This is a genomic window from Phenylobacterium sp. (genome assembly GCF_025934275.1).
In the GTDB taxonomy this organism is placed as follows: Bacteria; Pseudomonadota; Alphaproteobacteria; order Caulobacterales; family Caulobacteraceae; genus Phenylobacterium.
This window is the reverse complement of record NZ_JAICYI010000019.1, coordinates 41193-51902: the sequence shown is the minus strand read 5'-3', so window position 1 is coordinate 51902 and position 10710 is coordinate 41193. Positions and strand designations below refer to the sequence as shown.

General features: G+C 68.8%; 7 protein-coding genes. 3 read left to right on the top strand and 4 right to left on the bottom strand.

Translation table 11 applies throughout. The annotated features are described in order from the left end of the window. Positions 1-847: HAMP domain-containing protein (locus tag Q0W60_RS07065; protein WP_297693977.1), on the bottom strand; the 847-nt coding region annotated here is incomplete at its 3' end. 374 nt (positions 848-1221) lie between these two features. On the opposite strand from Q0W60_RS07065, the gene Q0W60_RS07060 reads away from it, so the two are divergent. Further along, positions 1222-1452 carry a hypothetical protein gene (locus Q0W60_RS07060; protein ID WP_297693975.1) on the top strand — a complete coding sequence of 77 codons (231 nt, stop codon included), beginning with the start codon at positions 1222-1224 and terminating at the stop codon, positions 1450-1452. A gap of 3 nt (positions 1453-1455) precedes the next feature. Here Q0W60_RS07060 and Q0W60_RS07055 read toward each other — a convergent pair whose 3' ends face one another. Beyond that, positions 1456-2859, bottom strand: a complete 1404-nt coding sequence (locus Q0W60_RS07055; protein WP_297693973.1) for an HWE histidine kinase domain-containing protein — start codon at positions 2857-2859, stop codon at positions 1456-1458. 128 nt (positions 2860-2987) lie between these two features. On the opposite strand from Q0W60_RS07055, the gene Q0W60_RS07050 reads away from it, so the two are divergent. Both Q0W60_RS07050 and Q0W60_RS07045 read left to right on the top strand, forming a co-directional pair. After that, on the top strand, positions 2988-3725 hold the full coding sequence (locus Q0W60_RS07050; RefSeq protein WP_297693971.1) for an SDR family oxidoreductase: 738 nt from the start codon (positions 2988-2990) through the stop codon (positions 3723-3725). A gap of 7 nt (positions 3726-3732) precedes the next feature. Continuing rightward, the gene (locus tag Q0W60_RS07045; protein WP_297693969.1) at positions 3733-4350 is read left to right on the top strand and encodes a 2-hydroxychromene-2-carboxylate isomerase; all 618 of its coding nucleotides are present in this window, start codon (positions 3733-3735) and stop codon (positions 4348-4350) included. Between the two features lie 129 nt (positions 4351-4479). Here the strand turns inward: Q0W60_RS07045 and Q0W60_RS07040 are convergent, their stop codons facing one another. Together Q0W60_RS07040 and gltB are read right to left on the bottom strand one after the other, a co-directional pair. Beyond that, complete coding sequence (locus Q0W60_RS07040) at positions 4480-5931, bottom strand: glutamate synthase subunit beta (protein ID WP_297693967.1); 1452 nt, start codon at positions 5929-5931, stop codon at positions 4480-4482. A gap of 28 nt (positions 5932-5959) precedes the next feature. After that, positions 5960-10612: a glutamate synthase large subunit gene (gene gltB / locus Q0W60_RS07035; RefSeq protein ID WP_297693965.1), complete on the bottom strand. Its 4653-nt coding sequence runs from the start codon at positions 10610-10612 to the stop codon at positions 5960-5962. Between the last annotated feature and the right edge of the window lie 98 nt (positions 10613-10710).

Sequence of the window (10710 nt, the reverse complement as noted above, 5' to 3'; positions counted from 1 at the left end):
TGGCCTGCCCGCCGAGCTTGCCCTCGGTGCCCACCTCGCGGGCCACGCGGGTCACCTCGGAGGCGAAGGAGCTGAGCTGATCCACCATGGTGTTGATGGTGTTCTTCAGCTCCAGGATCTCGCCCTTCACGTCGACGGTGATCTTCTTGGAGAGGTCGCCGTTGGCGACCGCCGTCGTCACCTCGGCGATGTTGCGCACCTGGCCGGTCAGGTTGGCGGCCATGAAGTTCACGTTGTCGGTGAGGTCCTTCCAGGTGCCGGCGACGCCCTTCACCTGCGCCTGGCCGCCCAGCTTGCCCTCGGTGCCGACTTCGCGCGCCACCCGGGTCACTTCCGAGGCGAAGGAGCCGAGCTGGCCCACCATCGTGTTCACGACCTTCCCGTGGCGGAGGAACTCGCCGCGCAGCGGCCGCTCCTCGTTCTCCAGATCCATGGTCTGCGAGAGGTCGCCCTTGGCCACCGCGCCGATGACCCGAGCCATTTCCGCTGTCGGGTGCACCATGTCGGCGATCAGCGTGTTCACCGCATCGACGCTCGCGGCCCACGAGCCCTGCGCCGCCGGCAGGCGCGCCCGGTGGTTGATCTTGCCTTGCCGGCCCACCGTATCGCCGAGCCGCTCGAACTCGCGGGTCATGCGGTCGTTCATCTCGACCACGTCGTTGAACGCCTCGGCGATCTCGCCGTCGACGCCGGTCAGCCCCTTCGGCAGCCGCACCGAGAAATCGCCGCGCCGGAAGGCGCGCAACGCCGCCAGCAGCTCATTGGGTCCGACGCCGGAGTTGACGGACATCCGGGCGGGCGCGCGGCGCTTGGCGGAAGCTTGGGCGGATTTGGCGGCTGCAGGCATGGTTCCCCCGAGGAACAGAGCATCGCGGGGAGATGCATTCCGCTCGGCGTCCTGAACACATCGAGTGCCTCAGGCCGAACGAAAGGCGCACCCCCGCCTACGGATCGAACGACCGATGGGCTCCAGCGGTTCCCGTCGGACACAGGTTTCTTGTATTGCCTTCGGCGACGCCCGCGCGCGGGCTCCGCTCGGAGCGCCGGCGGGTTCTCCCAGAAGCGATGCAAAAACGCAAATTGAAACAAAGGCTAAGCTTGAATTCGCCGAGCGGCGGCGACGGCGCGGCAAGCGCGGCCCGCGTCGAGAGGAACCGCGACCGCAGGCCGCCGTTTCGGCTGGGGGCCGCCTGGAGAGTCCGCACCCGATGTCCCAAGCACATGCTGTCGGCCTTTGGCGAGCCGGAGATCAAGAGCTTCGTGCAGGCCTCGATCGACGAGAACCTGAAGCTCGAGAGCTCGCTGCGCATGCTGAAGACCGGGCGGACGGTGGTGGTGCTGCATTGCGCGCCGGTCGAGCACACGGTCGCCGGCGAGCCGCCGGAGATCTTCCCGGTCCTCGGCTCCGTGAATCGCGACCTGGGCGTCGAGTTCGCCCTGATTGAGGTCTGACCGCTACATCTCCGCCGTGATCTCGCAAACCACGCCGTCGCGCGCATAGGTGAGCGCCGCGCCGCCGCCGAGTTCGCGCGCCAGGCCCTGTTCGAGCAGGCGGGTTCCGAACCCGCGGCGCTTGGGCGGGGCGACCGGCGGCCCGTCGCGCTCGCGCCAGCGCAGCACGAGGCTTGCGCCGTCCAGCGCCCAGGTCACCTCGACCCGCCCGCCGGGCGCGCTGAGCGCACCGTATTTGGCCGCGTTGGTGGCGAGTTCGTGCAGCGCCATGGAGAGCACGAGCGCGTGCCGCGGCGAAACCTGCAGGGCGGGGCCGGACAGCTCGAACCGCCCGCCGGCGAAGGGCGCGGTGGCGCGGGCGGCCACCTCGCCCAGATCTGCGCCCGACCAGTTCTGCCGGGTCAGCAGATCGTGCGCCCGCGCGAGCGACTGGATGCGGCCCTCGATCGCTCGGCGCGCCGCGTCCAGGTCCGTGGCGCCGCGCAGCGTCTGGCTGGTGATCGACTGCACCGTGGCCAGGGTGTTCTTCACCCGGTGGTTCAGCTCGTTGACCAGCAGCCGCTCCAGGTCCTGCGCGCCTTTGCGTTCGGTGAGGTCGCGGCTCGCGCCGGCGATGGCGATCGGGCGACGGTGCGGCCCCTCGCCCTCGAACTCCACCAGGCCCCAGGCGGAGAGCCAGCGCCAGCTCCCGTCAGCCTGCTTCACCCGATACTCGACCTCGTAGCGGCCGTCGCCGTCAGGCTTGAGCGCCTTGGCGACCTGCGACCACATCACCTCCATGTCGTCCGGGTGGAACTTCTCCTTCACGCCTGCCTCGTCGTGCAGGAAACGAGCTTCCTTCAGGCCATAGAGCCGCTGGGCGTTCTCGTCGTAGATGCAGATGTTGTCGGCCAGGGTGTAGCGCCAGGTGCCCATCTTGGAAGCGACCATCGCCAAGTCGAAGGTGCGCTGCTGGCGGGCCAGCATCTCGCGGGTCTCGTGCACGCGAGTCACGTCCTGGAAGAAGTTCACCGCGCCAACGATCTCGCCGCTGTCGCCGAGCAGCGGTTCGATCCAGGCCCGCGAGACCCAACGCCGCCCGTCCGGGTTCTCGACCCAGGCCTCCAACCCCTGGAAGCTCTCGCCGGTCCTCAGCGAGCGGGCGATCGGCATGGTCTCGCGCTCGATTGATTCGCCGGAGAGCTTCTCGATGCGATGGGCGCCGCAGTAGCGCTGCGTCGGATCGAACAGCCGCGGGGCGCGGCCCCACAGCTCGGCCGCCTTGCGGTTCGCGCGGATGATCAGTCCCGCGGCGTCGCAGACGCAGACGCCCATCGGCAGGGCGTCGAGCAGGGCCTGGTCGAGATCGAGCAGCGACCGGAGCAGAGGCGGCTGCGGCGCCTCGTGCAGAACAAGGACTTCGGACACGGCCTCCCCCAAGATCGAATGACCCCGATCGGTTCGAACGCCGGCATCCGGCGAAGGTTCCGACCGCTTCAATCTTGGCGTCGCCATACCCACTTACAGTGTAAAGCGTGGCTTGGACGGAGGCGGTGATGGCTGAGGCGTTTGGTGTTTGCCTGATCGTGGGTGTCGGCGACGGCCTGGGCTCGGCCCTGGCGCGCGCCTTCTCGGCTGAGGGCTATGTGGTCTGCATGACCCGCCGGGCGCGCCACCTGGAAGAGCTGGAGGCGTTCGCCGAGAGCCTGCGCGCCGCCGGCGGGCGGGCCCATGCCTTCGGCGTCGACGCCCGTTCGGAGGAGGAGACGGTCGAGCTGTTCGGCCGCATCGAGCGCGAGGTCGGCCCCCTCGACGTGGTGATCTACAACATCGGGGCGAACGTCCGCTTTGGCATCCGCGAGACCACGGCGCGGGTCTTCACCAAGGTCTGGGAGATGGCCTGCTTCGGGGGCTTCCTGGCCGGCCGCGAGGCGGCCAGGGCCATGGTTCCCCGCGGCCGTGGGACGATCCTGTTCACCGGCGCGACCGCCAGCGTCCGCGGCCGGGAGGGCTTCGCCGCCTTCGCCGCCGCCAAGCACGGGCTTCGAGCGGTCGCGCAGAGCATGGCGCGCGAGCTCGGCCCGCAGGGGATCCACGTCGCCCACGTGGTGATCGATGGCGCCATCGAGGGCGTCTTCATCCGCTCGAACCGCGACGACGTCGATGCGCTCTTGCAAGAGGATGCGATCCTGAAGCCCGACGACATCGCCAAGGCCTACGTCGCACTTGCCCGTCAGCCGCGCTCGGCCTGGACCCACGAGCTCGATCTTCGGCCCTGGCGCGAGAGTTGGTGAGTCGCCCATGGCCAAGCCCGCCACCATCGAGTTCATTTTCGACTTCGGCAGCCCTAACGCCTACCTGGCCTGGAAGGTGCTGCCGGGCATCGCGGCGCGCACGGGCGCGGCGATCGATCTGGTCCCCTGCCTGCTGGGCGGCATCTTCAAAGCGACGGGGAACCGGTCGCCCGGCGAGGCGTACGCGGGGATCAAGGGAAAGCTCGCCTACGAGGCGCTGGAGACCCGCCGCTTCGCGGCCAAGCACGGCCTCGACCGCTTCCGGTCCAATCCGCACTTCCCGGTCAACACCCTGCTCATCATGCGCGGCCTGATCGCCGCGCGCGGCATGGGCGTGGGCGAGCGCTATCTCGCGGCCGTCGAGGCGGCCATGTGGGAGGACGGCCAGAAGATGGACGATCCCGAGGTGGTGGCCGGCGTTCTCTCGTCCGCCGGCCTCGACGCGCCGGCCATCCTCGCCGCCACCCAGGACCCCGACGTCAAGGCCGAGCTGATCGCCAACACCGAGGCCGCGGTGGCCCGCGGCGTCTTCGGCATCCCGACCTTCTTCGTCGGCGGGGAGATGTTTTTCGGCAAGGACCGGCTCGATCAGGTGGAGGCGGAGGCCCGGGCGATCGCGGACTGAAGTCTGCGCCACATATGGCCAGCAGGCGCCGCCGCCTTCTTCCATGTCGCCTATCCGGCCTTCCAGGCAGGGCCTCTGGAGGCTGGCGGGCGATCAGGCCCAGGTGGCGCGTTACGCCTCGCGGGTGCGTTAGCGCGGCAGCTTGGTCGAGCCCATCAGGTACTCGTCCACCGCACGGGCGCACTGGCGGCCTTCGCGGATCGCCCAGACCACCAGCGACTGGCCGCGGCGCATGTCGCCGCAGGCGAAGATATTGGGCGCGCTCGTGCGGTAGTCGGCCACATTGGCGGCGACATTGCCGCGCGGATCGAGCGCCGCCTCCGACTGTTCGACGAGACCGGTCTTGCGCGGCCCGAGGAAGCCCATGGCGAGCAGCACGAGGTCGGCCTTCAGCTCGAACTCCGAGCCTTGGACCTCGCGCGTCTGCATGCGGCCGTCCGGGCCCGGAACCCATTCGAGGCGCACGCACTCCAGCGCCGTGACGCGGCCGTCCTTGCCGATCGCGCGCCGGGTGGCGACGGCGAAGTCGCGCTCGCAGCCTTCCTCCTGGCTGGACGAGGTGCGCAGCTTCAGCGGCCAGTCCGGCCAGGTGAGCGCCTTGTTCTCGTGCTCGGGCGGCTGCGGCATGATCTCCAGCTGCACGACCGAGGCGGCGCCCTGGCGGTTGGACGTGCCGATGCAGTCCGAGCCCGTGTCGCCGCCGCCGATCACCACGACATGCTTGTCTTTCGCGGAGATCGTGCCGCCCGACGCAGCGACATCCTCGGGATCGCCGGCGTTGCGCTTGTTCTGCTGGGCCAGAAAGTCCATGGCGAAATGGATGCCCGCGAGCTCCCGGCCCGGCGCCTCCAGGTCGCGCGGGGCTTCCGCGCCGCCCGCCATCACCAGCACGTCGTAGTCATCCAGCAGCCGCTGGACGGTGACGTTCGCACCCACTTCGAAGTTGGCCCGGAAGATCACCCCCTCGGCCTCCATCTGGCGGATGCGCCGATCGATCAGGTGCTTCTCCATCTTGAAGTCGGGGATGCCATAGCGAAGCAGACCGCCGATGCGATCGGACTTTTCGAACACGGTCGGCGCATGGCCGGCGCGCGCCAGCTGCTGGGCGCAGGCGAGGCCGGCCGGCCCGGAGCCCACCACCGCCACGCGCTTGCCGGTGCCGCGCGGCGAGGGCTGGGGCGTGATCCAGCCTTCCTCCCATCCGCGGTCCACGATCTGGCACTCGATCGTCTTGATGGTGACCGGGTTGTCGTCGATGTTGAGGGTGCAGGAGGCCTCGCAGGGCGCCGGGCAGATGCGGCCGGTGAACTCCGGAAAGTTGTTGGTGGACTGCAGGTTCTCGAGCGCCGCCTGCCATTGGTCGCGGTAGATCAGCTCGTTGAAATCCGGGATCTGATTGTTGACCGGGCAGCCCTGGTGACAGAACGGGACGCCGCAGCTCATGCAGCGTGCCGCCTGCTGGCGCAGCTCAGGCGCGGACAGCGGGTGAACGAATTCCTTCCAGGTCTTCAGGCGCGCGGACGGCTTGTCATAACCGCGATCGCGCCGCTCGATCTCCAAGAAGCCGGTGGGCTTGCCCATCGGGTCAGGTCTCCAGACAGATAACGGATTACTCGGCGGCGACGGCCTGGGCCGTATCGCGCTCGGCTGCGAACTCGAGCAGCGCTCGGCGATAGTCGTGGGGCGTCACCTTGACGAACGAACCCAGCGCCTGATCCCAGTTCTCCAGGATCTCGGCGGCGCGCGCGCTGCCGGTGTGCAGATGGTGCCGTTCGACAAGGATGCGCAGACGCTCCGCATCGAACCGCAGCATGTCGCCCATGCCGCTGTTCTCGACAGACGGCGAGCGACGGCTGGGCCGGAACGGCTCGTCCGCGCTGTTGTACGGACCGGACTGAGCCGGCTGCACGGACTCCAACGACACCATCGCGGTGTTGCAAAGCTCGCGGAACCGGTTCCGCGGGTCGTAGACGTAGGCCACCCCGCCGGACATGCCGGCCGCGAAGTTGCGCCCGGTGTCGCCCAGCACCACCACCACGCCGCCAGTCATGTACTCGCAGCCGTGGTCGCCAACGCCCTCGACGACGGCCACCGCGCCGGAGTTGCGCACGGCGAACCGCTCACCCGCGACGCCTTCGAAGTAGGCTTCGCCGGCGATCGCGCCATAGAGCACGGTATTGCCGACCACGATGTTCCGGGTCGGGTCGCGCCGCGCCTCGGGAGGCTGGCGCACCACGATGCGGCCGCCGGAAAGCCCCTTGCCGACGTAGTCGTTGGCGTCGCCGATCAGCTCCAGCGAGACCCCGCGCGCCACGAAGGCGCCGAAGCTCTGGCCGGCCGTGCCGCGGAAGCTGAAGGCGATCGCGCCCTCCGGCAGGCCGGCGTGGCCATAGGCCCTCGCGACCTCGCCCGACAGCATGGCTCCGATGGTGCGGTTGATGTTGCGCACGGCGAACTCGCCACGGACGGGCTTCTTGTCCTTGAGGGCCGGCTGGGCGGCGGCGATCAGGGCGTGGTCCAGCGCCCGGTCGAGCCCATGGTCCTGCCGATCCATGTTCCAGAGGCCCCTCGGGGCCCCAGCCGGCGCCGCGTAGAGCAGCCTGGAAAGATCGACGCCGTGCGCCTTCCAGTGGTCGACAGCCGGACGCACATCGAGCCGGTCGACGCGACCGATCATCTCATTGAGCGTGCGGAAGCCCATCGCGGCCATGATTTCCCGCAGCTCTTCGGCCACGAAGAAGAAGTAGTTGATGACGTGCTCGGGCTGACCGGTGAAGCGCGCGCGCAGCACCGGATCCTGCGTCGCCACGCCGACCGGGCAGGTGTTGAGGTGGCACTTGCGCATCATGATGCAGCCGGCCGCGATCAAGGGCGCGGTCGCGAAGCCGAACTCGTCGGCCCCAAGCAGCGCACCGATCGCCACGTCCCGGCCGGTCCGCAGGCCGCCGTCCACCTGCACGGCGATGCGCGTGCGGAGCCCGTTGAGCAGCAGGGTCTGCTGGGTCTCGGCGAGGCCGATCTCCCAGGGCGAGCCGGCGTGGGTGAGCGAGGTCAGCGGCGAGGCGCCGGTGCCGCCCTCGAAGCCGGAGATCGTCACATGGTCGGCGCGCGCCTTGGCGACGCCGGCGGCCACCGTGCCGACGCCCACCTCCGAGACGAGCTTCACCGAGATGCGGGCGCGGGGGTTGACGTTCTTCAGGTCGTGGATGAGCTGCGCCAGGTCCTCGATCGAGTAGATATCGTGGTGCGGCGGCGGCGAAATCAGGCCGACGCCCGGCGTGGAATGACGCACGCGGGCGATGTTCTTGTCGACCTTGTAGCCGGGCAGCTGACCGCCCTCGCCGGGCTTGGCGCCCTGAGCCATCTTGATCTGGATGTCGTCGGCGTTGACCACGTCCTCGGCCGTGACGCCGACGCGGCCGGAGGCGACCTGCTTGATCGCCGAGCGCATGGAATCGCCGTTGGCCAGCGGCTTGAACCGATCGCTTTCCTCGCCGCCTTCGCCGGTGTTCGAGCGGCCGCCGATGCGGTTCATGGCGATCGCCAACGTCGTGTGCGCCTCCCGGCTGATCGAGCCGAAGCTCATCGCGCCGGTGGAGAAGCGCTTCACGATCTCCGCGGCGGGCTCGACTTCGTCGAGCGGGACCGGCTGCTCGGCGGGCCGGAGCTGCATCAGGCCGCGAATGGTGAGGAGCCGCTCCGACTGCTCGTTGATCGAACGCGCGAATTGCCGGAATTCCTCCGGCAGATTGCCCCGCACCGCGTGCTGCAGACGCGAGACGCTTTCGGGCGTCCAGGCATGCGCCTCGCCGCGCAGGCGCCAACCGTACTGGCCGCCCACGTCGAGCATGGTCTTGTAGATCGGATTGTCGCCGTAGGCGTCGCGGTGGCGCCGCACGCATTCCTCGGCGATTTCGCCCAGGCCGACGCCCTCGATCGTGCTTGCCGTGCCGGTGAAGTACTTCTCGATCAGCTCCGAGGACAGCCCCACAGCATCGAAGATCTGGGCGCCGCAATAGGACTGGTAGGTGGAGATGCCCATCTTGGACATCACCTTGAGCACGCCCTTGCCGATCGCCTTGATGTAGTTCTTGCGGACCTCGTAGGCCGATTGCGAGAAGCCGTTCTGGACGCGGAGCTGCTCCAGCGTCCGGAAGGCGAGATAGGGGTTGACGGCTTCCGCCCCGTAGCCGGCCAGCACGCAGAAGTGGTGCACTTCGCGGGCCTCGCCGGTCTCGATCACCAGGCCGGTCTGCATCCGCAAGCCCTGGCGGATCAGGTGATGGTGCACCGCCGCTGTCGCGAGCGCGGCCGGGATCGGAATGCGCTCGGCCGAGGTCGCCCGATCCGACAGGATCAGGATGTTCATATCGGCGAGCACGGCGTCCGTGGCGTCGCGGCACAGGCTGTCGAGCGCCCGCTCCAGGCCCTCGGGCCCGTCCTCCGCCGGCCAGGTTGCATCCAGGGTGGCGGTCCGGAAGGCCCCGTCGAGGAGCTCGTTGATTGCGCGAATCTTCGCTAGGTCCGCGTCGGTGAGGATCGGCTGGGCGACCTCCAGGCGCTTGTGGCTGCCAGCGTTGCGCCCGAGCAGGTTCGGCCGCGGCCCGATCATCGAGACCAGGCTCATCACCAGCTCTTCGCGGATCGGGTCGATGGGTGGATTGGTGACCTGGGCGAAGTTCTGCTTGAAGTACTCGTAGAGCAGCTTGGGCCGGGCCGAGAGCACGGCGAGCGGCGTGTCCGTGCCCATCGAGCCCACAGGATCGTCGCCGGCCTGGGCCATGGGCTCCAGGAAGAAGGCAAGGTCCTCCTGAGTGTAGCCGAAGGCCTGCTGGCGATCGAGGAGCGCGTCGGGATCGTTCGGCGGCGGGCCCTCGGGCTCGGCCTTGAGCGACAGCTCCTCGAGCTTGAACTGGGTCTCCGCCAGCCACTCCTGATAGGGCTCGGCTTCGGCGAGCGTGCGCTTGATCTCCTCGTCCTCGACGATGCGGCCTTCCTCGAGGTCGATGAGCAGCATCTTGCCGGGCTGGAGACGCCACTTGCGGACGATCCGCTCTTCGGGGATGTCGAGCACGCCGACTTCGGAGGCCATGATCACATGGTCCTGGTCCGTGATGACGAAGCGCGCGGGCCTGAGGCCGTTGCGGTCGAGGGTCGCGCCGATCTGACGGCCATCGGTGAAGGCCACCGCCGCGGGCCCATCCCAAGGCTCCATCAAGGCGGCGTGATACTCGTAGAACGCTTTCCGCTCGGGGCCCATCAGCGGATTGCCGGTCCAGGCCTCCGGGATGAGCATCATCATCGCATGCGCCAGCGGATAGCCCCCGGCGAGCAGCAGCTCGAGGGCGTTGTCGAGGTCGGCGGTGTCCGATTGGCCGTGCGGGATCAGCGGCCACATTTTGTTCAAGTCGGCGCCCAGCAGCTCGCTCTCCATGGAGCGCCGGCGGGCGTTCATCCAGTTCACGTTGCCCCGCTTGGTGTTGATCTCGCCGTTGTGGGCGATGAACCGGTAGGGGTGGGCAAGCTTCCACGACGGGAAGGTGTTGGTCGAGAACCGCTGATGCACGAGCGCGAGAGCGGACTCGGCCTTCTCGTTGCGCAGGTCGCAGTAGAACGAGCCCACTTGATGGGCGAGCAGCAGGCCCTTGTAGACCACCGTTCGCGTCGACAGCGACGGCATGTAGAGCTGTGCGACGCCGGGCAGGTTGTGCTTGGCCGCGAGTTCCCGCAGCGGGTTCTGGGTTTGCTTGCGGACCGCGAGCAGCTTGCGCTCGTGGGCGTCCTGGTCACGGACGTTGGGGCCGCGGCCGATGAACGCCTGCCGGATCACCGGCATCTGGGCCAGCACCGCCTCGCCCAGTCCCGTGGTGTCGACCGGCACGTCGCGCCAGCCGATGAGGGGCTGCTTCTCGACGTTGAGGAAGTGCTCGAACTGGCTGACCGCCACCTGCCGCGCATCAGCGTCCTGCGGCAGGAAGCACATGGCGACCGCGTACTCCCCGAGCGGCGGGAGCGCGATATCGGCCTTGTCGGCCCAGTCGCGGAACAGCCTGTCGGGAATCTGGATCAGGCAGCCCGCGCCGTCGCCGACCAGCGGGTCGGCCCCGACCGCGCCGCGATGATCGAGATTGACGAGGATCTGCAGGCCGGCTTCGATCACCTCATGGGACTTGCGTCCCTTGATGTTGGCCACAAAGCCCACGCCGCACGAGTCATGCTCGTTCGCCGGATCGTACAGTCCTTGCCTGACGGGGAACCCCATCGCTTCCTCTTACCACTCCAGGCGCGCGAACAGACGGCCTCGGAAGCCCGAGCGGAGGCCGCAGCGCGCGAGCGGGCATTTACCCGGCAAGATCAGCC

Bases quoted from the DNA above. Each gene is read 5' to 3' on its own strand.
- Q0W60_RS07060 (WP_297693975.1), top strand. From the start codon at position 1,222: ATGCTGTCGGCCTTTGGCGAGCCGGAGATCAAGAGCTTCGTGCAGGCC.
- Q0W60_RS07050 (WP_297693971.1), top strand. From the start codon at position 2,988: ATGGCTGAGGCGTTTGGTGTTTGCCTGATCGTGGGTGTCGGCGACGGC.
- Q0W60_RS07045 (WP_297693969.1), top strand. From the start codon at position 3,733: ATGGCCAAGCCCGCCACCATCGAGTTCATTTTCGACTTCGGCAGCCCT.
- Q0W60_RS07040 (WP_297693967.1), bottom strand. From the start codon at position 5,931: ATGGGCAAGCCCACCGGCTTCTTGGAGATCGAGCGGCGCGATCGCGGT.
- gltB (WP_297693965.1), bottom strand. From the start codon at position 10,612: ATGGGGTTCCCCGTCAGGCAAGGACTGTACGATCCGGCGAACGAGCAT.